This is a genomic window from Kitasatospora sp. NPDC101157, assembly GCF_044768255.1.
In the GTDB taxonomy this organism is placed as follows: domain Bacteria; phylum Actinomycetota; class Actinomycetes; order Streptomycetales; family Streptomycetaceae; genus Kitasatospora.
In genome coordinates this window covers 41,841-65,838 of sequence record NZ_JBIWPL010000001.1, presented here as the reverse complement: position 1 = coordinate 65,838, position 23,998 = coordinate 41,841, and the positions used below count along the sequence as shown (strand labels likewise).

The following is a 23,998-nucleotide window of genomic DNA, read 5'->3' as shown; positions in this document are numbered from 1 at the left end:
GGGGGGGGGGGGGGGGGGGGGGGGGTGGGGGGGGGGGGGGGGGGGGGGGGGGGGGCGGGGGGGGGGGGGGGGGGGGGGGGGGGGGGGGGGGGGGGGGGGGGGGGGGTCGGGGGGGGGGGGGGGGGGGGGGGGGGGGGGGGTGCCGGGGGGGGCCCCCCGCGGGGCGCGCGGGCCCGGGGGGGGGCCGCCGCGCTCCTGGTCACGGTGGTCTGTCCTGCGGTGATGCGAACTCCTTCGTCTCCCGGCGGCTGGGCCGGGCTCGGTGTGCCTAGAGGTGTGCGAGCTTGTAGAGCACGGGAGCGGCTTCCCGGAGGACGGCCCACTCCTCATCGTCGAGCCCCTGGGCGAGCTCGGCGAGCCAGACGTTCCTGCGCCGACGACTCTCCGTGAGGATCGCCTCGGCCTGCTCGGTGCTGCTGACGACCACCTGGCGGCGGTCCTCGGGGTGCGGCTCGCGCCGCACCAGCCCCTTCTCCTCCAGCATCGCGACGATCCTGGTCATCGAAGGAGGCTGCACGTGCTCCTTCCGGGCGAGCTCACCCGGCGTCGCCTTCCCGCACCGGGCGAGGGTGCCCAGCACTCCCATCTCGGTAGGGCTGAGCGACTCCTCCACCCGCTGGTGTTTGAGTCGTCGGGAGAGGCGCATCGTGGACGACCGCAGCTGTGAGATCGCTGCGAGGTCCTGCTCGGACATCTCGGGCATCTCTTTAGCTTACGTCATTACTCTCGCTAAGGAAAAACGGGTTCCACCGTGCCGGAAGATCGGCCCGGTGCCATATTGGTCATGGGGCCACCGCTCCCCTTGGGGCCACCGCTCCCAACTCCCGGAAGGGCCGACCAGCCATGTCCGACGTCGCCGCCGAACAACCGCCGCAGTCCCCGCAGGGCGACACCGGCTTCGCCCGGCTCGCCATGGTCACCATCGACTGCGCCGACCCGGTCGCGCTGGCCTCGTTCTACGGCGAGCTGCTCGGCTGGGAGACCCGGCACGTGGACGAGCACTTCGCGATCCTGGACAACCCGGAGGGCGGCAGCCCGCTGGGCTTCGGGCGGGTGACCGGCTACCGGCCGGAGCCGTGGACCGAGCCGGACGGCAGCAAGCACTTCCACCTCGACTTCTACGTGGACGACCTGGAGGAGTCCACCGCGAAGGCCCTCGCGCTCGGCGCCACCGAGCCCGGCTACCAGCACGGCCGCACCCTCAAGGTGCTGATCGACCCGGCCGGCCACCCGTTCGGGCTCGCCCCGCTGGAGTAACCGACAAAGCGGCCCGGGGGCGGTGCGCAGGCGGTGTCAGGGCTTGGTGCCAAGATCATGCAGACCGCGTAAAGAACCGCTCTGACCTGGGACTTCACGAAAACCGCGAACCTTGTGCGACTGGCGGGTAGTGGCTACTGTCCCCGCTGTCAGGTGCACCACACGCCAGGGCCCCTTTCGGCGGAACCCGTCCCGTGCCCGTTTCCCGCGCGCCCTCCCCGGCCGTTCCGGCCTGCTGCTTCCGTCCGAGTCCTGGCGTCCGCAACCCCATGACCAGGGAGCTCAATTGGGTGAGATCCACCATGCCGACCACGGCTGGGTGACCCCGGCGGCCTCGTACTTCGTCGCCTGCCTCGGCGCCTTCGTCGCCCTGCGCAGCGCCCGCTGGGCGCTCGTCTCGCAGGGCCGCAGCCGGATCGCCTGGCTGCTCTTCGCCTCGACCTCGCTCGGGGCCGGCATCTGGTCCATGCACTTCATCGCGATGCTCGGCTTCTCGGTCAGCGGTGCCGACATCACCTACCAGCCCGGGCTGACCGTGTTCAGCCTGCTGGTCGCCGTCGCCGTCGTCGGCGTCGGCCTGTTCACCGTCGGGTACTGGCGCAGCCACCCCCTGCTGGCCCTGCTGATCGGCGGCCTCACCACCGGGCTCGGCGTCGCGGCGATGCACTACCTGGGCATGGCCGCCATGGTCCTGCCCGGCCACCTCGGCTACGACCACGTCACGGTGGGGCTGTCGGTCGCCATCGCGGTGTTCGCGGCGACGGCCGCGCTCTGGGCCGCGCTGAACATCCGGGGCACCCTCGCCGTACTGGCGGCGGCACCGGTGATGGGCGTGGCCGTCTGCGCCATGCACTACACCGGGATGGCGGCGCTCTCCGTCCATCTGGACTACTCGCACTCCACCCAGGGCGGCGTGATGGCCCTGCAGTTCATCTTCCCGCTCGGGGTCGGCCTGGGCTGCTACGTCTTCTTCGGCTCCCTGGCCTTCGCCGTCTCGCCGAGCAAGACCACCACGAAGCCGCTGCTCGCCGGTCCGGCGGCGCCGCTGCCGCCGCGCCCGCCCCGGGTCCCCCCGCAGCAGCGGCGGCCGATGACCGAGGCGCGCGCCCGGCGCTGAGCCCCGGCGCCGAACCCCGACGCGACGACGCCCGGCCGGGTCCCCCACCCCGGCCGGGCGTCGTCGCGTCGCGTCGTGTCGCGTCGGGACGGACCCGGGCTACTCCGGCTTCCCGAGCAGCCCGGTCAGGTGCTCCGGCGTGGCCACCGGGCAGACCTTGCGCACGAAGTCCCGTCGCAGCGCGTGGTACGGCTCGCCCGTGCGGTAGAAGTTGGCGTGCATCCGGCGCAGTTCCTCCGCCCGGTACTCGGCCAGCGGCTTCGCCGCCTCGTCCTCGGCGCGGCGGCGCTTCTTGTCCACCAGCCGCCCGGTGAGCTCCGGCGAGTCGGCCAGCCGAGCGGCCTCCCGGGCCACCCAGCGGCGGAAGTCGGCCGCGTCCCCGCCGGCCGTACGGTCCACCAGGCCGATCCGGCGGGCGTGCTGGGCCCCGACCGGCAGCGCCTCGGTGGTCAGCCGCTCGGCCTGCTCGGCGCCGACCCGGGCCGGCAGCGTGTACGTCCAGTACTCGGAGCCGTACAGCCCCATCAGCCGGTAGTGCGGGTTGAGCACCGCCGAGTCCCGGCACCACACCTCGTCGGCGGCGAGCGCCAGCATCAGGCCGCCGGCCGCCGCGTTCCCGGCCAGCGCGGCGACGGTCAGCTTGTCGCTGGTGGTCAGGATCGCCTCGACCAGGTCGTCCATCGCGTTGATGTTCTCCCAGGACTCCAGCGCCGGGAAGGCCGCGCCCTCGATGACGTTGAGGTGGATCCCGTTGGAGTAGAAGTCCCGGGGCGCGCCCAGCACCAGCACCGAGGTGGGCCGGTCGGCGGCCTCGCGGTAGGCGGCCAGCAGCCGGCGGCACTGCTCGGTGCTCATCGCCCCGCCGGCGTAGGCGAATTCGAGGAAGCCGACGTCGCCCTCCTCGCGGTAGCGCAGCTCCGACCAGGTGTCGCGGCGGGCGGCCTGCGCCGGGGTCACCGGCACCTCGCGGACCCGGTGCAGCTCGTCGGCCAGCACCGTGGCGGCCGGCAGCTTGAAGGTGACCGGCCCGCCGGGGGTGCGACGCGGGCGCAGCTGGGGGATCCACACCGCGCCGTCCACGGTGGCCCGGCAGATCGCGCCGTCCCGGGTGGCCAGGACGGCGCCGGGCTCCGGGCCGCGCAGCACGTCCTCGGGGTGGCCGCCGTGCAGGAAGAACTCGCGCCCGTACAGCTCGTCCAGCACGCCGGGCTGGGAGTCGGCGGCGCGCAGCTTGCGCAGCACGGTGGCGGTGTCGTCCCGCTGCCAGTCGATCCGGCGCACCTCCTGCCGCAGGAACGGCCGCAGTTCGCCGCGCACGTCGGGGCGGGTGTAGTCGAGCGGTTCGGGGGTGAACAGCCCGCCCTCGTAGCGCTGGACGGCCAGCAGGACGGCCTCGACGGCGGCGTCCGCGACCTCGCCCCGGTACAGCTCGCTCTTGCCGCAGTCGGGGACGGCGAACTCGACGGACGCCCAGATGTCACCGGCGTCCATCTCCTCGACGGCCTGCAGCACCGTGACACCCCAACGCCGGGCGTCCTCGGTGATCGCCCAGTCGAGCGAGGAGGGCCCGCGGTCGCCCTTGGGGCCCGGGTGCACGATCAGGACCGTGCGGCTGGACCAGATGTCCGCCGGGACGGCCCTGGTGAGCATCGGGCAGATGATCAGCTCCGGGTCGACGCGGGCCACCGCCTCCCTCATCTGCTCGTCGCCGAGAGCGAGCTGGACGGCGACCTGGTGGCCGCGCTCGCGCAGCTCGGTGTGGACGCGCTGGGTCAGGCTGTTGAACGCGGTGGCGATCAGGAGAATGCGCACAGGGGGCCTCCGGGCAGGGACTGCGGGTCGCGCGGAGGCGATGAAACCAGGACATGGACACGTAATGGTCACGTTCCGTGCCTCGGCGCTCTACTCTCACGCACCCCGCACACCTGTGCCCACTGCTTCGCGGTATCTCCTCAGCCCCTCCCCCGCGCTGTCTCCCGGCGGGCGTCCGGGAGGCTCCGGGCCTACCGCGGGAACGCTCGGCGGGCCCGCCAGGTGGTGTGCTCCCGGGAGACCGCGTCCTCCGCCTCGGCGGCCAGCCGGGCCCAGCGCAGTTCGGCGTCCGGCGCCTTGAGGTCGAGGTCGGAGAGCTGGTTGCCGACGTTCTCCAGCTCTCGCGCGGCCAGCTGGTAGGCGGCGGCCAGCGGGCGCAGCTGCTTGAGCTGGGTCCAGGCGATGATCGCGGCGGCCGCGGCCGAGCTGGCGCCGAAGATGTGCACCTCCAGGGCGCCGGTGGCCTGGGCGATCGCCGCCGCGGCGCCGATGATGATCAGCGTCGCTGTGCCGAGCCCCCAGGAGACCGCCTGGGACTCGCAGGACTCGGCCCGGGAGCGGTACCAGGTGCGCTGGCCCTCGACCCGGGTGCGCAGGTAGAGGGTGCGCCGGGCGGTCAGGCTGTCGGCCCGGGCGCGCCGCATCTCCTCGGTGATCTCCGGGACGCTGCCGGGCGGCACGATCTCCGGGTCCTCGAAGGCCCGCAGCACGTCCTCGACCTGGAGCAGGTAGCCGCGGTCGGCGTCCGCCGACTCGGCCTCCCCGTCGAAGGGCCGGGCCCGGACGCTGTACTTCCAGGCCAGCGTCTTGACCGACTCGGCCGCCGCCCGCGCCTCGTACCACCGGCCCTGCGGGTTGCTGCGGCGCAGCCGGGACCAGAAGTAGCCGGCGACCAGGAAGGCCGCCACCGAGAACAGTGGCTTGATATCGCTGTTGCCCTTGTGGTCCGGGCCCGGGAGCGAGCCGATCAGCGCGGCGACCACCAGCATGGCGATCAGCCCCCGGTGCCAGCGGAGCGTCTCGCGCTGTCCGTCCAGCGAGGCCTTGTCCGCCCGCCAGAACAACTCCGGCAGCAGCCGCGCCTCGACTCCCCCCGGCGGATCCTGTTGCACCATCGGTCGAGTCCCCTCCCCGTCTCCGTCCAGGCAGTATGCCCTCCGCCAACTGCCCTACACAGGCGCCTTTTTGACACCTTCGACCGGTCGCCGATTGCCCCGCCCACCGGTAACCGATATAACCGGTTACATGCCGCTGCACTGGAAGCTCGTCATCGACTGCGCCGACCCGCACCGCCAGGCCGCCTTCTGGGCGGCCGCCCTCGACCACGCCGTCGAGGACCACAGCGCCCTGATCACCCGCCTGCTGGCCGCCGGCGCGGTCACCGAGGACGCCGTCACCGAGGTCGCCGGCCGCCCCGCCTGGCGCACCCTCGCCGCCGTCCGCCACCCCGAGGACGCGTACGACCCGGCCTCCGACACCGGCCTGGGCCGCCGCATCCTCTTCCAGGCCGTCCCCGAGGCCAAGCAGCAGCCCAAGAACCGCCTCCACCTGGACGTCCACCCCGGCCCGGGCGAGCGCGCGGCCACCGTCGCCCGCCTCCGAGCCCTCGGCGCCACCACCCTGCACGACGTCAGCGAACCCGGCGGCGAGTGGACCGTCATGCAGGACCCCGAGGGCAACGAGTTCTGCGTCCACTGACCGGGCCCCCGAGAACGCCGTAGGGCCCTCCCCGCAGCGCGGGGAGGGCCCTACGGGCCGTACGGGTCAGAGCAGGCCGAGGGCCGGCATCAGGTAGTAGAAGGCGAACACCGCCGCCACCGCGTAGAGCGGGGCCGGCACGCCGCGGCCGCGGCCGGCGGCCAGGCGCAGCAGACAGAAGGCGATGAAGCCGAAGCCGATGCCGTTGGTGATCGAGTAGGTGAACGGCATCAGCACGATGGTCAGGAAGGCCGGGATCGCGATGGTGTAGTCCGCCCAGTCGATCTCCTTGATCGAATTGGCCATGATCAGGAAGCCGACCGTGACCAGGGCCGGGGTGGCGGCCTGGGCGGGGACCATGGTGGCGAGCGGGGTGAGGAAGAGCGCCACCACGAAGAGCAGGCCGGTGACGATCGAGGCGAAGCCGGTGCGGGCGCCCTCGCCGACGCCGGCGGTGGACTCGACGAAGCAGGTGTTGGCGGAGGAGGAGGTGGCGCCGCCGGCCGCGGTGGCGATGCCGTCGACCATCAGGATCCGGTTGATGCCCGGCAGGTCGCCCTTGGCGTCGAGCAGGTGGGCCTCGTCGGCGACGCCGAGGATGGTGCCCATCGCGTCGAAGAAGCAGGACATCAGCACGGTGAAGACGAACAGCACGCCGGTCAGCACGCCGACCTTCCCGAAGCCGCCGAACAGGCTGACCTTGCCGACCAGCCCGAAGTCCGGCGCGGCAACCGGGTTGCCGGGCCAGGTGGGGACGGTGAGGCCCCACTTGAGCGCCGGGACGTCGGCGACCTTGTCGACCACCAGGGCGAGCACGGTGGAGGCCGCGATGCTGATCAGGATCGCGCCGGGCACCTTGCGGATCACCAGGACCAGGGTCAGCACCAGGCCGAACACGAAGACCAGCACCGGGAAACCGAGCAGGTGCCCGTTGCCGCCGAGCTGCAGCGGGACGGTCGTGTGGGCGGCGTCCGGGACGCGGCTGACGAAGCCGGAGTCGACCAGGCCGACCAGGCTGATGAACAGGCCGATGCCGATCGCGATGGCCTTGCGCAGACCGAGCGGCACGGCGTTCATGACCCGTTCGCGCAGGCCGGTGGCGACCAGCAGCATGATCGCGAAGCCGGCCAGCACCACCATGCCCATGGCGTCCGGCCAGGTCATCTTGGGCGCGAGCTGCAGCGCCACGATGGTGTTGACCCCCAGGCCGGCCGCCAGGCCGATCGGCACGTTGCCGATCACCCCCATCAGCAGGGTGGTGAGCCCCGCGGTGAGGGCGGTGGCGGTGACCAGCTGGGCGCTGTTCAGGTGGGCCCCGGTGACGTCCGTGCCGCTGGCCAGGATGATCGGGTTCAGCACCAGGATGTACGCCATGGTGAAGAAGGTGGCGACACCGCCGCGGATCTCTCGCGGCAGGGTGGAGCCGCGCTCGCTGATCCTGAAGTAGCGGTCCACGGCGCCGTTGGGGGGCGTCGGCGCGGGGGCCGCGGGTTCGGGCGACTCGGTGGTCGGCTGGACCACAGGCATGCGTGCGTCCTCTGTGGGGGAGCTGAGGAGGGGGAGAACGCCCGTGGCGACGGTGGCAGGGCGTGGACTTTCAAGTATGGTTTCCCGCTCGCACACGCGCTATCTTCGCGCGTAGACTCCGCGCGGTGCCGAACCGGCCCCCGCCGCACTCCCGCGGCCCGCCGCGCACCGTACGCTAGGCCCCATGCCCAAGACGCCGCTGCACCCCTCGCCCCCTCCGCTGGAGGCCAACGACGTCGCCATCGTCGGCGGCGGCACGGTGCTGTGGTTCGTCGCCTTCCTCGCCCTGCTCCCCTTCCAGGGCACCCTCTCCGACCACGGCCACGGCACCTGGCCCTGGATCTGCCTCGCCGGCGGACTGCTCGGCCTGATCGGCCTCTGGTACTGCCGCGCCCGGCGGGACGCGATCGCCCGCAGCCGCGCCGCCGAGGCGGCCGCCCGTGCGGCGGAGAACGACGGCAAGGGCCCGGCCACCCAGTCGGACTGAACGGTCCTTCAGCAGCACGCACCGGACAAAGGGCACCCGTAGAGTCGGTGCCATGACGCAGCCTGCCCAGCCCGCGGAAGAGCAGCCGAGCGACGCACCGCGCCCCGACGGAGCGCACCCGCTCGGCCTGCTGCCCGGCCGGCGCGGCGGCCTCACCGCCGCCGAGGTGGCCGAACGCGTCGCGAAAGGGCAGGTCAACGACGTCCCGGTACGGTCCAGCCGGTCCGCCAAGGAGATCGTCCGGGCCAACGTCTTCACCCGGTTCAACGCCATCATCGGCGTCATGTTCGGGATCATCCTGATCGTCGGCCCCCTCCAGGACGGCCTGTTCGGCCTGGTCATCGTGGCCAACACGGCGATCGGCATCTTCCAGGAACTGCGCGCCAAGAAGACCCTGGACAGCCTGGCGCTGATCGGTGAGGCCCGCCCGCAGGTCCGCCGGGACGGCAGCGTCCAGCAGATCGCGGTCTCCGGGATCGTCCTCGACGACACCGTGCTGCTCGGCACCGGCGACAAGGTGATCGTGGACGGCGAGGTCACCGAGGCGGACGGCCTGGAGATCGACGAGTCGCTGCTCACCGGCGAGCCCGACCCCGTCCTCAAACAGCCCGGCGACCAGGTGATGTCCGGCAGCTTCGTGGTGGCCGGCGCGGGCGCCTTCACCGCCACCAGGGTCGGCCGCGAGGCCTACGCGGCCCAGCTGGCCGAGGAGGCCAGCAAGTTCACCCTGGTGAAGTCGGAGCTGCGCAGCGGCATCGACAGCATCCTGCGGTTCATCACCTACCTGCTGATCCCCACCGCCCTCGGCCTGATCATCAGCCAGCTGGCCGTCGAGGGCCGCGACTGGCGCGAGGCGGTGCGCCGGATGGTGGCCGGCATCGTACCGATGGTCCCCGAGGGCCTGGTGCTGCTGACCTCGGTCGCCTTCGCGATCGGCGTGATCCGCCTGGGCCGCAAGCAGTGCCTGGTCCAGGAGCTCCCCGCGATCGAGGGCCTGGCCCGGGTCGACACCGTCTGCCTGGACAAGACCGGCACCCTCACCGAGGGCGGCATGGACGTGATCGACCTGCGGGTGATCGCCGACGGCGAGCCGGCCACGGTCGGCAAGGACACCGTCCGGCACGCACTGGCCGTGATGGCCGGCGCCGACGCCCGCCCCAACCCGTCCATGCAGGCCGTGATCGACGCCTACGGGCGCGGCGACGGGCCGGGCCCGGACGGCGCGAGCTGGCGGGTGATCGAGGCGATGCCCTTCTCCTCCGCCCGCAAGTGGAGCGGCGTTCAGCTGCTGGAGCCCCAGGGCGGCGAGGCCAGCTGGCTGCTCGGCGCCCCTGACGTCCTGCTGCCCGCCGGGCACCCGGCGCTCGCCGAGGTGGACGAGCTGGGCGCCCGGGGCCTGCGGGTGCTGCTGCTCGGCCGCACGCCCGTCCCGCTGGACTCCCCCGACCCGGTTTCCGGCCTCACCCCGCTCGCCCTGGTGGTGCTCCAGCAGCGGCTGCGCGCCGACGCCGCCGACACCCTGCGCTACTTCGAGGGGCAGGACGTCCGGGCCAAGGTGATCTCCGGCGACGCGGCCGTCTCGGTCGGCGCGGTCGCCGACCACCTCGGGCTCCCCGGCGCGGACCGGCCGCTGGACGCCCGCACCCTGCCCGAGGACCCGGCTCAGCTCGCCGAGACCGCCGACCGGACCAGCGTCTTCGGCCGGGTCACCCCCCAGCAGAAGCGCCTGCTGGTCGGGGCCCTGCAGTCGCGCGGCCACACCGTGGCGATGACCGGCGACGGCGTCAACGACGTGCTCGCGCTCAAGGACGCCGACATCGGCGTGGCGATGGGCACCGGCTCGGACGCCACCAGGGCCGTCGCCCAGATCGTGCTGCTCGACGACTCCTTCGCGACCCTGCCCTCGGTGGTCGCCGAGGGCCGCCGGGTGATCGGCAACATCGAACGGGTGGCCGGGCTGTTCCTGGTCAAGACGGTCTACTCCGTCCTGCTGGCGCTGCTGGTGATCTTCACCCACTCGCCGTACCCGTTCCTGCCCCGGCACTCCACCGTGCTGTCCACCCTCACCATCGGCGTGCCGGCCTTCTTCCTCGCCCTCGCCCCCAACAACGAGCGGGCCCGCACCGGCTTCGTGAAGCGCGTGCTGCGGCTGGCCGTCCCCGGCGGCGCCATCGCCGGCACCGGCACCTTCGTCGCCTACGCGCTCGCCCGGGCCAACCACGCCACCGACCTCAGGGCCGACACCAGCGTGGCCACCCTGACGCTGTTCCTGATCGCCCTCTGGGTGCTCGCCATCGTCGCCCGCCCGTACAACTGGTGGCGCCTGCTGCTGATCGGCACCATGGGCTTCGCCTTCACGCTGGTGCTGGTGGTGCCGTGGCTGTCGGACTTCTTCGAGCTCTCCCTGGTCGGCGGCCGCGACCCGTGGACGGGCGTCGCCATCGCGCTGGTCTGCGGCGTGCTCCTGGAGATCGTCTGGGCCTGGATGAAGCGCCGCGGGATGGAGTGACGGGGCTCAGCATCTCCCCGCCCACCGTCCACCTGCGGCTCGGGCCGCGCAGCAGCTGACCCGGGTCAGCCCTCGAAGTCCCGGGCCGCGGACAGCTCGTACGCCCGGTCCGGCTCGCTGAGCGCCGCCAGCACCTCGAAGCGCCGGTGCCACTGGCCGACCGACCAGGCGAGCCCGGCCGCCAGGCCCTCCGGAGTGGCGGCGTGCAGCAGTCCGGGCACCGGCGGGACCTCGAACTCGTCGTCCTCGTCGGCGGCTTCGGCCAGCTCCGGGTCGTACGGCGGCTCCGGGGCGTCCGCCTCGTGGTCCCAGCGCCAGTCGACCGCGGCCTCCCCGCCGTCCGGGCCGACCACCAGCAGCTCCTCGTGCTCCTCGTAGACGACCGGGCAGCCGGGCAGCAGCTCCCGCACCACGGCCGGGACGCGGTGCAGCGCGCCCTCGGAGAGCACCCGGCCGCCGGCCACCTCACTGGCCAGCGACACGTGCAGCCGCTCGGCGAGGTCCGCGGCGAGCGCCGGGGCGACCGGCAACAGCGGGTAGGGATGCAGGAGTTGGACCAGGTCCGGGGCGTCCGCGACGACCGCCTCGGTGGCGTCCACCACCACGGTGCGGTCCGGGCGGCGCCCGGTGGCCGGGTCCAGCGGCGGCAACGCCCGTACCACGTCCAGCGGTTCGATCCGATCGCGGTCGACCCGCGCCAACGCGCTGTGGATCCCGTGCAGTTGGCGGTGCCCGACCTCGGCGGCCGGGTCGGTGAGCCGGTCCAGCACCTCGTCCGGGCCGTGCACCTCGGCGAGCAGCGCGGCCAGCGTGGTGCGCACCCCCAGCGCGTGCAGGAACTGCTCGTCCAGCGTGGTGCGGGCCTCCTCGTACAGGCCGCGCAGCAGCGGGTCGGCCCCGGCGGCGCGCAGCCCGGCGGGCTCGCGGCCGCCCAGCACCGGGTGGTCGCGCAGCCACCAGGCGGTGTACGGCGGCAGGTCGGCGTAGGAGCCGTCCGGCAGCAGGGTGCGCACCGGGTTGACCACGGCGTCCCGGTACGGCGGGCGGGCGAGCGCGGCGAGCGCCTCCGGCCAGGCGTCGTCGTCCACCAGGTCGAGGTCCCGGACGGCCAGCAGCTCGGCGGCCACCGGCGGCACTCCGACCGCCTCGTCGGCGTGCAGGGCCTCCAGGGCGTCCTCGGCCCACTCGGCGAGCCCGTCGGGCGCCTCGTCCAGCAGCCCGGTGGGGTGGCCGCCGGCCGCCCGGTCGGCGGGCACGGTGGGGTCGAGCCGCTCCAGGTCGTCCGGGTCGAGCACCACGTCCTCGGCGCGCACCAGCACGAAGTCGGCCAGCACGCCGACGGCGGTGAGCACCTCGGGGCCCCAGCGCTCCAGCAAATCGTCGTCCACCCAGCCGGCGTCCTCCTCCCGGGCAAGGGCCGCGAACGGGCTTCCGGGCAGCACGAGTTCGCCCGCCCGGGCCGGCTCGCCCTCGTCGTCCAGCAGCGCCAGCCGGGCCAGCCACGGGTGCTCGCCTGGCGCCGGGGCGGCGGCCTTCACCAGGGCCAGTACGGCGTCCGCCAGTTCGAGCGCGGCGTCCAGGTCGTCGTCGGCCAGCTCGTAGGAGCGGGCGACGGCGGCACGCACCTCGGGGGTGTCCAGCACCCCGGCCGGGGTGGCGGTGCCGGCGCCCAGCTTGGCCAGCAGCGGGTGGGCGGCCTCGGGGTGGGCCAGGCGCAGGTCGAGCGCGGCGAGCGCCGGGGCCAGCGACTCCGGGTAGCCGGGGAAGGCCGCCCAGTCGGCGTCCTCGGAGGGCAGCAGCACCCGCCGGGGCCCGGTGACGGTCCGACCGTCGGCGAGCGGTACGGGCAGCGCGCCGAGCGCCTCCGGGTCGGCCGCGCCGAGCGCCGCGTACAGGTTGCGCCACCAGGCGGGGTCGCGGTCCAGCCCGCCGAGCTGGTCCACCACCTCGGCCAGCGGCACCCGGCGCACGTTCAGCACCCGCAGCTCGGTGCGGCGCTCCAGACCGGCCGGCAGCAGCCCGGGGAAGATCGGCGCGAGCGCCTCCACCACCGAGCCGTCCGCGCCCTCCAGCAGCGTCGCGTCCCGGGGCCGCAGCGCGGGCGTGCCCTCCTCCACGCCGCCGGGGTGCGGCAGGAACGGCGTGCCGGGGAGCCGGGAGAGCACCGCCCCGCGCAGCGCGTTGTCCAGCGCGCCCTGCCCGAGCGGCCCGGGCACCAGCCCGAGCGAGCCGAGGTCGGCGCCGCGGGCGCGCAGCAGGTCGGCGTAGCTGTCGGCGGCGCGCTCGGTGAGGAAGTCCGCGAGCGGACCGGGGGCGATGTGCCGGCGCGTGGAGTCCAGCGGGTAGGAGGCGATCAGCAGCGCGGGCAGGCCGATCGGCTCGTCGCTGGGGGTGGGCGCGTGCAGCACCGGCGCGATCGCGGGCCGCTGCGGGCTGCCGTCCTCCTCCACCGGGACGGCCCAGGTCACCGTCCAGTACGGGCGGGCGCGCTCCTCGGTGGGCCGGTCGGCGAGCAGTCCGGCGTCCAGCCGGCCGGAGGCGCCGGCGGTCTGCCAGACCGTCCGACGCAGCCGGCCCTCCGCGTCGTCGGTCACGGTGACCTCGGTGACGCCGTCCGGGCGCGGCTCGGCGGCGCTGCGGGTGAGCGTCCGGGTGCCCTCCGGGGTCTCCACCACGACCTCGGCGAGGCCGGGCAGGGTGAGCAGCAGGGCGTCGTCGATCCCGGCCAGCAGACGGCGGGTCAGGTCCTCGGCGGCGGCGTCCCGCAGCGGCAGCACCACCACGGTGTCGTAGCCCTCGGGCGCCGGGCCCTCGGCCGCGAACGGCAGCCGCAGCAGCGGCACGTGGCCGTCCCGGGCCCGCAGTTCGTCGGCCAGCGCGGGCTGCGCCGCGGCGAGCGCCCGGGCCTCGCCCAGCGACCAGCGCACCCCGCCCGCGGCGCCGAGCACGGCCGGCTCGTCGGTGACGGCGAGGACGGCGGCGAAGCCGACGCCGAACCGGCCGACGGCGGGCTCCTCGCCGCGCTTGGAGGAGGCGCGCAGGGTGGACAGCGACTCGACGGCCGCCGCGTCCACCGGGGCGCCGGTGTTGGCGGCGGCCAGCACGCCGTCGGCGAGGGTCAGCCGCAGCCTCCCGGGGCCGTGCCCGGCCCGGACCGCCGCGTCGGCCGCGTTCTGCGCCAACTCCACCACCAGGCGGTCCCGGTAGCCGCCGAGCGCCAGCTCCTCCTCGGCGTTGGCGTCCTCCCGGAACCGGGCCGGCGAGGCGGCCCAGGCGTCCAGCACCCGCCGGCGCAGCACGGCGCTCCCGAACGCGTCCGCGAGGTGCTCGTCCGCGCCGCTGCCGATGATCCGAGGTTCCACTGGACCTGCCGCCTTCCGCCGCCCTGTACGTCGTAGGGCATTCTTCCCTGCCCCACTGACTGCTCCCGACCACGGCCCGCTCCGACGGGGGCCGGGGCGGGGATCCGGCGGGCGCGGTACGGCGAACGGGGAGGACGGCGGGGGCAGCGGCGGCGGCCGTCGGCCGGCACCCCACCGGCCGGTCCGACGGCCCGCCCGTGCCGCCGCCCGGGGCTGGGGGTCCCCACGGACGGCGGGAGGGCCGGGGGCCCCGCGGCGGGCGGGCGCCCCTACCCGGAGGAACGCCGCGGCCCGCCCCACCGGTTCAGTGGGACGGGCCGCGGGGAGCGATCAGGAGTGGCCGAGCTCCTCCGCCGGGGCGTCCGGCTCGACCGAGCCGGAGGCGCGGTCCGGGTGGAGCTGCAGCGGCTCGACCACCAGCTCGTCCAGGATCAGCTCGGACGGCGCCGGCGGGGCCGGGATGACGGCCGCCTCGGAGTGGCCGCCGCAGCCGTACGCGAAGGAGACGATCTGGCCGTCGGCCGGACCGAACTCGTTCCCGCACACGCCGAAGGCCTGCCCGAGCGAGCCGCCGATCGGGATCAGGAAGCCGCAGCTGCTGCACGCGGCCGGGGCGGCCTGCGCCATCGGGGTCTGCGGGCCGTGCGCCTTCTCCCAGCGGTCGGCGGCCAGGTGCAGGCCGAGCCGGGAGAGCACCCGGCTGCGGCCCATGCCGAGCTCCTCGGCGACCGCGTTGATCTGGGCGCGGGCCGGGGCGGGCTGGACGTGCGGGTCGGTGACGACCACGTCCTCCTCGGCCGCCAGGGCGACGACGGAGTTCGGCGCGGGCTCGTCATCGCCGCTCCAGCCGGGCTCCAGCCGCAGGTCGTCGGCATCGGTCGGCAGCAGGTCGCCGGGGCCCATGTCGCCCGGGCGCAGCCGCTCGCTCCACGGCACCCACTGCGGCGCCAGCACGGCGTCCGGGCCGGGCAGCAGCACGACCTCGTCCAGCGTGACGTTCTTGGCACGCGGCGCACGGGCGACGGTGACCGCCCAGTGCCACCCGCGGTAGGCCGCGTCCAGGCACTCGAAGCTGTGGGTGACGACGCGGTCGGCGTCGGCCTGCACACCCAGGTGCGGCCCGACGGCCTCCGGTCCGACGGCCTCCTCGGCAGCCTGGCGGGCGAGTTCGACGGCCTCGGCACAGAGCCGGTCGGGGGTACGGCTTCGCATCGCAGCACTCACGGCGTCGATTCTCTCCCAGTTCTTCTGTCGCCCACGGCGTGTTGCCTTCTCCGTCGCGGCTCGGTAGTCCCTCGTCCATTCTGCGCGACCCGGGGCCGCCGCGGGTACCGGCCGCGCCGCTCGTCCGGCCTGCCGGCGCCCCTGCGCCCCGGCGGGCGGACCCTGGGGCAGGCTACCCGCCGGTCGGTGCCCCGGCACAGTCCGGGGCGGAGCCGACCGCTCCGGAGGCCGCGCCGAGCGGGTCCGAATCCCGCGTTACCCCGGCGAATCTGGGGCAGGATGGGCTTGTGGCGGACGACGACCCGTCGCAGCACGCAGTGCGCGCCTCGCAGGCCGGCGGCCACGACGAGGCGGACGCCGCGCCGCGACAGCAGCCTCACGTCCCCGCTGCGGGCGAACCGCAGTCGGCGGACGGTGACGGGGCGTCCACCGCCAGGGTCAGCCTGGAGAAGTCCGCCCGGCCGGAGACAACGGAGGTCCTGGAGACCCCGCCGACGGCCTCCGGTCCACCGGATCCGCCGGAGGAGGGCCTGCCCGAGGAGTCCCCCGAGCCGCGCCGGCACTTCCTGGTCCGCATCGCCTCCGCCGTCGGCCTGCGCACCGGCAAGCTGGTGCACGGCACCGGCCGCCGGATCCGCCGGGCCACCTCCGCCGAGGGCGCCGGCGAGTCGGGTCTGGCGAAGCTGATCGAGTTGCACGCGCTGAACTCCTTCGGCGACATGCTGATCACCATCGCGCTGGCCTCCACCATCTTCTTCTCCGTCCCGACCGGCGAGGCCCGCGGCCGGGTCGCCCTGTACCTGCTGATCACGATGGCCCCGTTCGCCCTGCTCGCCCCGGTCATCGGCCCGCTGCTGGACCGGCTGCCGCACGGCCGCCGGGCCGCCATGGCGACGTCGATGCTGGCCCGGGCCGTCCTCGCCTGGACGATGTCCGGGGTGATCTCCGGCGGGGGCATCGCGCTCTACCCGGAGGCGCTGGGCGTGCTGGTGGCGTCCAAGGCGTACGGGGTGGTGCGCAGCGTCGTGGTGCCGCGGCTGCTGCCGAGACGGCTGTCCCTGGTGAAGGCGAACTCCCGGGTCACCCTGGCCGGACTGCTGGCCACCGGCGTGGCGGCCGGGGTGGGCGGGGGGCTGCACCTTATCGGGCCGGGCTGGCCGCTGCGCGGCGCCTTCCTGGTGTTCGTGATCGGCACCCTGATGGCCTTCCACCTGCCGCACACCGTCGACTCGGCCAAGGGCGAGCAGCGGGCCGTGCTGCACGGCGACCTGCCCGGCGACGGTGAGGGCTCGCACCTGATCCACCACAAGCCCCCGAAGGTGAAGGCCTCGCTGCGAACCGTCGGCCCGTCGGTGGTGCTGGCGCTGCGGGCGATGTCGGGGATGCGCTGGCTGGTCGGCTTCCTGGTGTTCTTCCTGGCCTTCCTGCTGCGCACCGACCCGATCGGCGGCCTGCGGCCGACCCTGGCGCTGGGCCTGGTGGCGCTGTCGGCCGGGACGGGCAACGCGCTGGGTTCGGTGCTCGGCTCCTGGCTGCGCACCCGCGGCCCGGAGGCGACGGTCACCGCGATGCTGCTGCTGGCGACCTGCGCGACGGCGGCGGCCGCGCTCTGGTACGGCGTGGTGACGGTGGTCCTGGTCGCCGGGGTGGCCGGGATGGCAGCCTCGCTGGGCAAGCTGGCGCTGGACGCGCTGATCCAGCGGGACGTCCCGGAGGCGGTGCGGACCTCGGCGTTCGCCCGGTCGGAGACGCTGATGCAGCTGTCCTGGGTGGCGGGCGGCGGGGTCGGCATCGTGCTGCCGCTGAACGGCGTGCTGGGGCTGTCGATCGCCGCCGCGGTGGTCGGCCTGGTGCTGGTGTGGACGGGCCACTCGCTGCTGCGACTGGGCCTGCGGCGGCACCCGGCGGCGCCCCGGGTGGCCTGAATCCGCGTGAACCCGCGTGAACCCGCCGGAACGGGGTGACGGGCAACACGCGGTGGCCGACCCCCGCGTAGCGTGATCGGCCGGGCCCGGTAGATTCTGACGCATGAGCCTCAATACCCGTGTCATCGCCGCCCTCGGCGCCGTCGTCGTGGTCGGTGCCGCCACGGTGGGCACCTCCGTCGCGATCGCCGCCGGCCAGACCGAGCACAACAGCCACCGGGCCACCCTGACGGTCGGCACCACGTCGAAGGCCGCGGACCCGTTCTGCTGGAACGGCGGCAGCCCGCTGACCGACGACCAGCAGGACCAGTGCAAGGCCAACGCCACGAAGGCCCTGAAGGACGGCGCGCTGCCGTCCTCCGACGTGGTGCCGAGCGACCGGATCGGTGTCGGCGTCAGCCCGAACGTGGCGAAGACCGGCTGGTGGGCCTCCACCAACGGCGGCTCGTCCTCCCAGGGCGGGCAGACCAGCCTGTTCTCGTACGCCCAGGGCCCGACCTTCTCCGGTCTCCAGACGGCCGGCTCGGTGCTGAACGCCAGCGGCCACACCCTGGTCACGGTGGTCGAGATCGACAAGAAGGCCGAGGCCCCGATCGCGGTCTGGTACTTCCAGCTGAACGGCAAGAACGCCACGGACGCCGGCAACAGCTGACGCTCCCGCGATGACCGCGCACGTCGCCGACGCGCACCCCGGGCAGCCGGGCCCCGAACGGGCCCGGCTGCTCGTCGTCGTCGCGGTCCCGGCCGAGGCCGAGGCGGTGCTGCGCGGTCTGCCCGGCGGGGCCGAGGCCGTACCGCTGCCCGGCGGGCTGCTGCACCGCTCCACCGGCACGCCGGTGGACGTCCTGGCCGCCGGCGTCGGACCGGCCGCCGCCGCGGCCGCCGCCTCCGCCGCCCTGGCGGTCCGCCCGTACGGCCTGGTCGCCTCGGCCGGGATCGCCGGCGGCTTCGCCCCGCACGCGCCGGTCGGCGCCACCGTGCTGGCCGACGCGATCGTCGCCGCCGACCTCGGCGCCGAGACCCCGGAGGGCTTCGCCGACGTCACCGAGCTGGGCTTCGGCACCGTCCGGCACACCCCGCCCCCGGCCGCCGTCGCGCTGGCCGTGAAGGCACTCCTGACCCGGGACGTCGACGCCGTCACCGGACCGGTGCTGACCGTCTCCACCGTCACCGGCAGCGCCGAGCGGGCCGCCGCGCTGGCCGCCCGTCACCCGCGCGCCGCGGCCGAGGCGATGGAGGGCTTCGGCGTGGCCGAGGCCGCCGCCCGGTACGGCGTGCCGGTCATCGAGCTGCGCACCGTGTCCAACCCGGTGGGCCCGCGCGACCGGGCCGCCTGGCGGATCGGCGAGGCGCTGGCCGCCCTGGAGCGGGCCTTCGCGGCCCTGCCCGTCCGAGAACTGATCGAGGAGGCCGGCCGTGGCTGAACGGCTGAGCATCGCGTACTCGCCCTGCCCGAACGACACCTTCGTGTTCCACGCCTGGGCGCACGGCGAGGTCCCCGGGGCGGACGCCCCCGAGGTGACCTTCGCCGACATCGACGTCACCAACGGCCTGGCCGAGCGCGGCGAGCTGGACGTGCTGAAGATCAGCTACGGCGCGCTGCCCTGGGTCCTGGAGGAGTACGCCCTGCTGCCCTGCGGCGGCGCGCTCGGGCGCGGCTGCGGCCCGCTGGTGCTCACCCTGCCGGGCGTCGGCTCCCCCGCGGAGCTCGCCGGGAAGACGGTCGCGGTGCCGTCCGAGCGCTCCACCGCCTACCTGCTGTTCCGGCTCTGGGCGGCGCGGGCGGTGCCGGGCGGCTTCGGCGAGATCGTGGTCCTGCCGTTCCACGAGATCATGCCCGCCGTCCGGGACGGCCGGGTGGACGCCGGCCTGGTCATCCACGAGGCCCGCTTCACGTACCAGCAGTACGGGCTGCACAGCCTGGCCGACATGGGCGAGGCCTGGGAGGCGGAGACCGGCCTGCCGATCCCGCTCGGCGCGATCGTCGCCCGGCGCTCGCTGGGCGCCGAGCGGCTGCGCGAGCTGGCCGCGACGATCCGAGCCTCCGTCCGGCAGGCCTGGGCGGACCCCTCGGCCAGCCGGGAGTACGTGCTGGCGCACGCCCAGGAGATGGACCCGGCCGTGGCCGACCAGCACATCGGGCTGTACGTGAACGAGTTCACCGCCGACCTCGGCGAGGAGGGCTACGGAGCCGTCCGCGCGCTGCTCACCCGGGCCGCCGCCGAGGGGCTGGTCCCCCCGCTCGACCCGGGTGCGCTCGCGTTCCCGTCCTAGGACCCGTCGTACGGCCCGTCGCGGGGCCGGTCAGACGTCGAACTGGTCGGCCACCGCGCGCAGCAGGCCGGCCAGCTTCTGGCCGGCCGGCTTGGCCGGGTAGCGCCCGCGCTGGAGGCCGGGCAGCACCGCGTCCAGGGTGGTGATCAGGTCCTGGACGATCGGCGCCATGTCATCGGCGCTCCGGCGCTGGGCAGCGGCCACCGAGGGCAGTGCGTCCAGCAGCTGCACGGCCATCGCCTGGTCCCCGCGGTGCCCGGCGACCACGCCGAACTCGACCCGCTGGCCCGGCTTCAGCACGGTGACACCGGCGGGCAGCGCCTTGGTGTGGACGAAGACGTCGCCACCGTCGTCGCGCGACAGGAAGCCGAAGCCCTTCGTCTCGTTGAACCACTTGACCTGGCCGGTGGGCATCTCGAACAGTCCTCGAATGGGTGTGAGGGATCCCGGACCTGCCCGGAGATCACTGGGTGGGGTGGAAGAAAGACGGCCGGCCTCGACTCGGCGCCCGCGGGCGCTCACGGCCGGTGCGTTGTCGGGAGCAGACTAACGGCCCGTCACTGCCTCATCCGCGTTCCGCGACGGATCGGCGTTCCCGGGCCCGCCAGGGGCGACGGGAGCGCGGGGATCTCGCGGTCACGGGCGACCCGGTACTGGCACGGCCGGGGCGCGGTCCTGCGCTGTCCATCGGCTCACACCCCCGGGTCTGAGGACACGGGACGCACCTGTAGCGCCCCTCGGCACCCCGTGCATACCCCCGCCCAGCAGGGATCAAAACGCATCGCTGCCGGGAAACTGCGCAACGTGACCGAGCCGCTCCGGTGGGCCGCCGCGCCGGGCCTTCTGCCAGACTGGACGGCGCAGACTGGGGCCCGCACCGGGCGGCCCGGCGCAGCCCCGAGGAGTGAGCGGACGTGAGCAGCCAGAGCGCCGATCCCGGCGACGTGTACGTCAAGGCGGGGACGGTCGTCTTCGCCCTCGGCGCGCTCGCCACCCTGGTCACCTTCGTCCCCCTGTTCCTGCACCTCACGCCGCTGCCGACGGCCATGTACTGGCTGAGCATGCTGATGCCGGCCGGGTTCCTGGCCGCGCTGACCGGGCTGTTCCTGAACGCCCGGGCGCAGCGCCGCCGACTGGAGCCCCAGCAGCCCTAGACCTGACCGGCGAGGTGTCCGCCGAGCCACTCCGGGAAGCCGGTGAGGTCGGCCAGCACCACGTCCGCCCCGGCGGCGCGCAGCTCCTCCTCGCCGTACGGGCCGGTGGCCACGGCGACCGCGACCGCCTCGGCGTGCCGGGCGCCCACGATGTCGCCGAGGTGGTCGCCGACGTAGATGCCCGCGCCGTTCGCCCGCAACGCCTCGCCCTTGGTCTCCGCCCACAGGTCGCCGATCACGGTGTCGGCCTCCAGCCCGGCGTGCTCCAGGTGGAGGCGGGCGTTCGGCTCGTACTTGCCGGTGATCACCGCGACCCGGCCGCCGTGGGCGCGGACCGCCTCGACGGCGGCGTGGGCGCCGGGCAGCGGCACGGTCGGGGCGAAGGCGTGGTCGCGGTAGAGCTCGCGGTAGCGGCTCGCGGCCCGTTCCACCTCGGCCTCCGGGAACCAGTTGCGGATCTCCTCCAGCAGCGGCGGGCCGAGCCGGGTGACCACCAGGTCCGCGTCGATGTGGACGCCGGTCTCGGCGGACAGCGCCCGGTAGGTGGCGTGGATGCCCGGCCGGGTGTCCAGCAGCGTCATGTCGAGGTCGAAGCCGACGGTGAGCGGGGCGGAGGAGGTCTCAGGCATGCCGTCAGGCTACCGAAGGGGCGACGAGGCGATTTGCCCCACCTCCGAGAGGGAACTTAGGTTTACCTGAGTTGTCTGCGGAGAGGCCCCATGACCGACACCACCGCACCACCGGGCAAGCGGCGGACACCCCGTCACCGGATCCTGTGGCTCGCCGCCGCACTGGCCGTCCTGGCCGTCGCGGTGCTGCTGAGCCTGGCGGTGGGCAGCCGCGACGTGCCGCTCTCCGGGACGATCAGCGCGCTGCTGCACGGCGGTGACTCCGCCGACGCCGTGGTGGTCCGCGAGCTGCGGGTGCCGCGGACGGTCGTCGGGCTGGCCGTCGGCGCGGCGCTCGGCCTGGCCGGGGCCGTGATGCAGGGCCTGACCCGCAATCCGATCGCCGACCCGGGCATCCTCGGCGTCTCGCAGGGCGCGGCGGCGGGCGTGGTGGTCGCCATCTCCGGCTTCGGGGTCTCCACCCTGACCGGGTACGTCTGGTTCGGCTTCGCGGGCTCCGTGCTCGCCACCGTGCTGGTGTACGGCCTGGCCGGGCGCGGCCGGGGCGGGGCCACGCCGATCAAGCTGGCGCTGGCCGGCTCGGCGATGTCCGCCTTCATCGCCTCGCTCAACACCCTGGTGCTCACCACCGACGCGGCCACCATGGACCAGTTCCGGTTCTGGCACGTCGGCTCGCTCTCCGGCCGGACGGCGGACGTGGCCTGGCAGCTGCTGCCCTTCCTGGCCGTCGGCACCCTGCTGGTGGTGGCGGTGGCCCGCGGGCTGGACGCGCTGGCGCTCGGCGAGGACACCGCGAAGGGCCTGGGCGCGAGGACCGGCGTCGTCCGGGCGGTCGGCGCGCTCGGCGCCACCGTGCTGACCGGCTCGGCGGTCGCGGCGGCCGGCCCGATCGCCTTCATCGGCCTCGCCGTCCCGCACGCCGCCCGCGCCGTGGCCGGCGCCGACCACCGCTGGATCCTGGCCTTCTCCGCCGTCCTCGGCCCGGCCCTGCTGCTGCTCGCCGACACCCTCGGACGGGTGCTGTTCCCGCCCTCGGAGGTCCCGGCGGGCGTGATGACGGCCCTGGTCGGCGTGCCGGTGCTCGTCACGCTGGTCCGGCGCCGCAAGGTGGTGGCCGCATGACCACCGTCGCCCTGCGCGGGTACTCCGTCGTCCGGGCGGGGCGCGCCTCCTTCCTGCTGCACCGGCGCTCGGCGCTCGCCGCCGGAGGGCTGCTTTTCGCGCTCGCCGTGACCGTGGTCGCCTCGCTGTGCCTGGGCGAGTCGACCGTGTCGCCCGGTGAGGTGGTCAAGGTGGTGCTCGGGCAGCCGAGTCCGGACGAGCTGGTGGTCGGGGAGTTCCGGCTGCCGCGCGTGGTGGTCGGGCTGCTGGTCGGCGCGGCGCTGGGGCTGGCCGGGGCGCTGTTCCAGACCGTCGCCCGCAATCCGCTGGCCAGCCCCGACGTGGTGGGCGTGACCTGGGGCGCGACCGCGACCGTGGTCGGGCTGATGGCGTACGGGGTGGCCGGCTCCACCGGGCAGGCGCCGTACGCGGCGGTCGGCGGCGGGCTGGCGGCCGGACTGCTGGTGTACGCGCTGGCCTGGCGGCGGGGGCTGCACGCCCAGCGCTTCGTGCTGATCGGGATCGGGATCAGCGTGGCGCTGTCCTCGCTGACCTCGGTGTTCCTCACCAAGGGCGACGGCTTCCAGGCGCAGGCCGCGAAGGTCTGGATGACCGGCAGCCTGAACGGCGCCGGCTACGACCAGGCCGGCTGGCTGGCCTGGGTGCTGCTGGCGGCCCTGCCGGTGGCGCTGTGGGCGGCGCGCGCCCAGCGGTCGATCTCCTTCGACGACGCGACCGCCCTCGGCCTGGGCCTGCGGCTGGACCGGATCCGCCTGGGCATGGCGCTGCTGGGCATCGTGCTGGCCTCCTGCGCGGCGGGCGCTGCCGGGCCGGTGGACTTCGTGGCGCTGATGGCCCCGCAGATCGCTCTGCGGCTGGCCCGGTCGGCGCAGGTCCCGCTGCTCTGCTCGGCGCTGACCGGCGCCCTGGTCGTGGTGCTCGCCGACCTGATCGCCCGGCGCCTGCTCGCCCCGACCGAACTGCCGGTGGGCGTGGTGACCGGCATGGTCGGCGCGCCGTACCTGATGTGGCTGTTGATCCGATCCCGCCGTGGAGGCTCCTGATGACCGCACACCGCCTGGAGGCCCGGGGCCTCACCCTGGCCTACGAGGCGCGCACGGTCGTCGAGGGGCTGGACGTCAGCATCCCGGACGGCCGGGTGACGGTGATCGTCGGCCCGAACGCCTGCGGCAAGTCGACGCTGCTGCGGGCCCTCGGGCGGCTGCTGAAGCCCGTGCGCGGCGCGGTGCTGCTGGACGGCGAGGAGCTGGCGCGGATCCCGACCAAGCGGATCGCCCAGCGGCTGGGCCTGCTGCCGCAGTCGCCGACCGCACCGGAGGGCATCTCGGTGGCGGACCTGGTCTCGCGCGGCCGCCAGCCGCACCAGAGCTGGTGGCAGCAGTGGTCGCCGCAGGACGAGGCGGCCGTCGCCGAGGCGCTGGAGCGCACCTCCACGGCGGAGCTGGCCGAACGCAGCATGGACGAGCTGTCCGGCGGCCAGCGCCAGCGCGCCTGGATCGCGATGGCGCTCGCCCAGGGCACCGACATCCTGCTGCTGGACGAACCGACCACCTACCTGGACATCGCCCACCAGGTGGAGGTGCTGGACCTGGTGCGCCGGCTGAACGTGGAGCGCGGCCGGACGGTCGTCGCCGTGCTGCACGACCTCAACCAGGCGGCCCGGTACGCCGACCACCTGGTGGCGATGCGGGACGGCCGGGTGGTCGCCGAGGGCGCGCCCGGAGAGGTGGTCACGGCGGAGCTGGTGCGGGAGGTGTTCGGGCTGGACTCGGTGGTGGTGCCGGATCCGGTGACCGGCACCCCGCTGGTCGTCCCGGGCGCTCCGTGGACGGCGAAGCCGCGAGTCGCGGAAGCCGCGCAAACCGCCGACACCGCGGACGCGGCCGGGTCCTGACGGAACT

At 74.7% G+C, this 23,998-nt stretch carries 21 protein-coding genes; 13 read left to right on the top strand and 8 right to left on the bottom strand.

Going from position 1 to position 23,998, the window contains the following annotated elements; genetic code table 11:
• Nucleotides 1-268 precede the first annotated feature (268 nt).
• Entirely contained in the window at nucleotides 269-703 is a 435-nt protein-coding gene (locus tag ACIRVF_RS00320; RefSeq protein WP_380411489.1) for a MarR family winged helix-turn-helix transcriptional regulator, read from the bottom strand.
• A 140-nt stretch (nucleotides 704-843) separates the two neighbouring features.
• Between ACIRVF_RS00320 and ACIRVF_RS00315 the strand changes: the two genes are divergently transcribed.
• Together ACIRVF_RS00315 and ACIRVF_RS00310 are read left to right on the top strand one after the other, a co-directional pair.
• Nucleotides 844-1,257, top strand: coding sequence for a VOC family protein (locus tag ACIRVF_RS00315; protein ID WP_402811586.1), 414 nt, complete (start codon nucleotides 844-846; stop codon nucleotides 1,255-1,257).
• A gap of 286 nt (nucleotides 1,258-1,543) precedes the next feature.
• Nucleotides 1,544-2,374, top strand: coding sequence for an MHYT domain-containing protein (locus ACIRVF_RS00310; protein ID WP_402811584.1), 831 nt, complete (start codon nucleotides 1,544-1,546; stop codon nucleotides 2,372-2,374).
• 99 nt (nucleotides 2,375-2,473) lie between these two features.
• Here ACIRVF_RS00310 and ACIRVF_RS00305 read toward each other — a convergent pair whose 3' ends face one another.
• Both ACIRVF_RS00305 and ACIRVF_RS00300 read right to left on the bottom strand, forming a co-directional pair.
• The gene (locus ACIRVF_RS00305) at nucleotides 2,474-4,186 is read right to left on the bottom strand and encodes a hydrogenase maturation protein (RefSeq protein ID WP_402811581.1); all 1,713 of its coding nucleotides are present in this window, start codon (nucleotides 4,184-4,186) and stop codon (nucleotides 2,474-2,476) included.
• Nucleotides 4,187-4,377: 191 nt separating this feature from the next.
• Nucleotides 4,378-5,301, bottom strand: a complete 924-nt coding sequence (locus tag ACIRVF_RS00300) for a DUF4231 domain-containing protein (protein WP_402811578.1) — start codon at nucleotides 5,299-5,301, stop codon at nucleotides 4,378-4,380.
• 130 nt (nucleotides 5,302-5,431) lie between these two features.
• Between ACIRVF_RS00300 and ACIRVF_RS00295 the strand changes: the two genes are divergently transcribed.
• Nucleotides 5,432-5,884 carry a VOC family protein gene (locus tag ACIRVF_RS00295; RefSeq protein WP_402811575.1) on the top strand — a complete coding sequence of 151 codons (453 nt, stop codon included), beginning with the start codon at nucleotides 5,432-5,434 and terminating at the stop codon, nucleotides 5,882-5,884.
• A 66-nt stretch (nucleotides 5,885-5,950) separates the two neighbouring features.
• Here ACIRVF_RS00295 and ACIRVF_RS00290 read toward each other — a convergent pair whose 3' ends face one another.
• Nucleotides 5,951-7,411, bottom strand: a complete 1,461-nt coding sequence (locus tag ACIRVF_RS00290; RefSeq protein ID WP_402811572.1) for an NCS2 family permease — start codon at nucleotides 7,409-7,411, stop codon at nucleotides 5,951-5,953.
• 184 nt (nucleotides 7,412-7,595) lie between these two features.
• Between ACIRVF_RS00290 and ACIRVF_RS00285 the strand changes: the two genes are divergently transcribed.
• Together ACIRVF_RS00285 and ACIRVF_RS00280 are read left to right on the top strand one after the other, a co-directional pair.
• The gene (locus ACIRVF_RS00285; protein WP_402811569.1) at nucleotides 7,596-7,898 is read left to right on the top strand and encodes a DUF2530 domain-containing protein; all 303 of its coding nucleotides are present in this window, start codon (nucleotides 7,596-7,598) and stop codon (nucleotides 7,896-7,898) included.
• A 52-nt stretch (nucleotides 7,899-7,950) separates the two neighbouring features.
• A complete protein-coding gene (locus ACIRVF_RS00280; protein WP_402811567.1) occupies nucleotides 7,951-10,407 on the top strand; it encodes an HAD-IC family P-type ATPase in 2,457 nt (818 codons plus the stop codon).
• A gap of 65 nt (nucleotides 10,408-10,472) precedes the next feature.
• Here the strand turns inward: ACIRVF_RS00280 and ACIRVF_RS00275 are convergent, their stop codons facing one another.
• Together ACIRVF_RS00275 and ACIRVF_RS00270 are read right to left on the bottom strand one after the other, a co-directional pair.
• Nucleotides 10,473-13,769, bottom strand: coding sequence for a sacsin N-terminal ATP-binding-like domain-containing protein (locus ACIRVF_RS00275; RefSeq protein WP_402811564.1), 3,297 nt, complete (start codon nucleotides 13,767-13,769; stop codon nucleotides 10,473-10,475).
• Between the two features lie 330 nt (nucleotides 13,770-14,099).
• Entirely contained in the window at nucleotides 14,100-14,981 is an 882-nt protein-coding gene (locus ACIRVF_RS00270; RefSeq protein WP_402812905.1) for a DUF3027 domain-containing protein, read from the bottom strand.
• A gap of 578 nt (nucleotides 14,982-15,559) precedes the next feature.
• On the opposite strand from ACIRVF_RS00270, the gene ACIRVF_RS00265 reads away from it, so the two are divergent.
• From ACIRVF_RS00265 to ACIRVF_RS00250, 4 genes are all read left to right on the top strand, one after another.
• A complete protein-coding gene (locus ACIRVF_RS00265; RefSeq protein ID WP_402812903.1) occupies nucleotides 15,560-16,918 on the top strand; it encodes an MFS transporter in 1,359 nt (452 codons plus the stop codon).
• Between the two features lie 103 nt (nucleotides 16,919-17,021).
• Nucleotides 17,022-17,570 (top strand): hypothetical protein, encoded by a 549-nt coding sequence (locus tag ACIRVF_RS00260; protein WP_402811562.1) that lies wholly within the window; start codon nucleotides 17,022-17,024, stop codon nucleotides 17,568-17,570.
• Nucleotides 17,571-17,580: 10 nt separating this feature from the next.
• A complete protein-coding gene (locus ACIRVF_RS00255) occupies nucleotides 17,581-18,342 on the top strand; it encodes a futalosine hydrolase (RefSeq protein WP_402811560.1) in 762 nt (253 codons plus the stop codon).
• Complete coding sequence (locus ACIRVF_RS00250) at nucleotides 18,335-19,192, top strand: 1,4-dihydroxy-6-naphthoate synthase (protein WP_402811558.1); 858 nt, start codon at nucleotides 18,335-18,337, stop codon at nucleotides 19,190-19,192. The genes ACIRVF_RS00255 and ACIRVF_RS00250 overlap by 8 nt, the downstream gene beginning before the upstream one ends.
• 30 nt (nucleotides 19,193-19,222) lie before the next feature.
• Here ACIRVF_RS00250 and ACIRVF_RS00245 read toward each other — a convergent pair whose 3' ends face one another.
• Nucleotides 19,223-19,606: a cold-shock protein gene (locus ACIRVF_RS00245; RefSeq protein WP_402811555.1), complete on the bottom strand. Its 384-nt coding sequence runs from the start codon at nucleotides 19,604-19,606 to the stop codon at nucleotides 19,223-19,225.
• Nucleotides 19,607-20,106: 500 nt separating this feature from the next.
• Here ACIRVF_RS00245 and ACIRVF_RS00240 point away from each other — a divergent pair, with 500 nt between their 5' ends.
• Nucleotides 20,107-20,346, top strand: a complete 240-nt coding sequence (locus ACIRVF_RS00240; protein WP_402811552.1) for a hypothetical protein — start codon at nucleotides 20,107-20,109, stop codon at nucleotides 20,344-20,346.
• On the opposite strand, the gene ACIRVF_RS00235 is transcribed toward ACIRVF_RS00240, so the two are convergent.
• Nucleotides 20,343-20,975, bottom strand: coding sequence for an HAD family hydrolase (locus tag ACIRVF_RS00235; protein ID WP_402811549.1), 633 nt, complete (start codon nucleotides 20,973-20,975; stop codon nucleotides 20,343-20,345). The two genes, ACIRVF_RS00240 and ACIRVF_RS00235, sit on opposite strands and share 4 nt — an antisense overlap.
• A gap of 90 nt (nucleotides 20,976-21,065) precedes the next feature.
• Between ACIRVF_RS00235 and ACIRVF_RS00230 the strand changes: the two genes are divergently transcribed.
• From ACIRVF_RS00230 to ACIRVF_RS00220, 3 genes are read left to right on the top strand one after another with little or no spacing between them, the layout of a single operon-like run.
• A complete protein-coding gene (locus ACIRVF_RS00230) occupies nucleotides 21,066-22,097 on the top strand; it encodes a FecCD family ABC transporter permease (protein ID WP_402811547.1) in 1,032 nt (343 codons plus the stop codon).
• Entirely contained in the window at nucleotides 22,094-23,140 is a 1,047-nt protein-coding gene (locus tag ACIRVF_RS00225; protein ID WP_402811545.1) for a FecCD family ABC transporter permease, read from the top strand. The genes ACIRVF_RS00230 and ACIRVF_RS00225 overlap by 4 nt, the downstream gene beginning before the upstream one ends.
• Nucleotides 23,140-23,991, top strand: a complete 852-nt coding sequence (locus tag ACIRVF_RS00220) for an ABC transporter ATP-binding protein (RefSeq protein WP_402811543.1) — start codon at nucleotides 23,140-23,142, stop codon at nucleotides 23,989-23,991. Before ACIRVF_RS00225 ends, ACIRVF_RS00220 begins: the two co-directional genes overlap by 1 nt.
• The last annotated feature ends 7 nt before the right edge of the window (nucleotides 23,992-23,998 follow it).

Excerpts from the sequence above, each read along its gene's own strand:
- ACIRVF_RS00320 (WP_380411489.1), bottom strand. The coding sequence starts at position 703 with ATGCCCGAGATGTCCGAGCAGGACCTCGCAGCGATCTCACAGCTGCGG.
- ACIRVF_RS00315 (WP_402811586.1), top strand. The coding sequence starts at position 844 with ATGTCCGACGTCGCCGCCGAACAACCGCCGCAGTCCCCGCAGGGCGAC.
- ACIRVF_RS00300 (WP_402811578.1), bottom strand. The coding sequence starts at position 5,301 with ATGGTGCAACAGGATCCGCCGGGGGGAGTCGAGGCGCGGCTGCTGCCG.
- ACIRVF_RS00295 (WP_402811575.1), top strand. The coding sequence starts at position 5,432 with ATGCCGCTGCACTGGAAGCTCGTCATCGACTGCGCCGACCCGCACCGC.
- ACIRVF_RS00290 (WP_402811572.1), bottom strand. The coding sequence starts at position 7,411 with ATGCCTGTGGTCCAGCCGACCACCGAGTCGCCCGAACCCGCGGCCCCC.
- ACIRVF_RS00285 (WP_402811569.1), top strand. The coding sequence starts at position 7,596 with ATGCCCAAGACGCCGCTGCACCCCTCGCCCCCTCCGCTGGAGGCCAAC.
- ACIRVF_RS00280 (WP_402811567.1), top strand. The coding sequence starts at position 7,951 with ATGACGCAGCCTGCCCAGCCCGCGGAAGAGCAGCCGAGCGACGCACCG.
- ACIRVF_RS00270 (WP_402812905.1), bottom strand. The coding sequence starts at position 14,981 with ATGCGAAGCCGTACCCCCGACCGGCTCTGTGCCGAGGCCGTCGAACTC.
- ACIRVF_RS00260 (WP_402811562.1), top strand. The coding sequence starts at position 17,022 with ATGAGCCTCAATACCCGTGTCATCGCCGCCCTCGGCGCCGTCGTCGTG.
- ACIRVF_RS00255 (WP_402811560.1), top strand. The coding sequence starts at position 17,581 with ATGACCGCGCACGTCGCCGACGCGCACCCCGGGCAGCCGGGCCCCGAA.
- ACIRVF_RS00245 (WP_402811555.1), bottom strand. The coding sequence starts at position 19,606 with ATGCCCACCGGCCAGGTCAAGTGGTTCAACGAGACGAAGGGCTTCGGC.
- ACIRVF_RS00235 (WP_402811549.1), bottom strand. The coding sequence starts at position 20,975 with ATGCCTGAGACCTCCTCCGCCCCGCTCACCGTCGGCTTCGACCTCGAC.
- ACIRVF_RS00230 (WP_402811547.1), top strand. The coding sequence starts at position 21,066 with ATGACCGACACCACCGCACCACCGGGCAAGCGGCGGACACCCCGTCAC.
- ACIRVF_RS00225 (WP_402811545.1), top strand. The coding sequence starts at position 22,094 with ATGACCACCGTCGCCCTGCGCGGGTACTCCGTCGTCCGGGCGGGGCGC.
- ACIRVF_RS00220 (WP_402811543.1), top strand. The coding sequence starts at position 23,140 with ATGACCGCACACCGCCTGGAGGCCCGGGGCCTCACCCTGGCCTACGAG.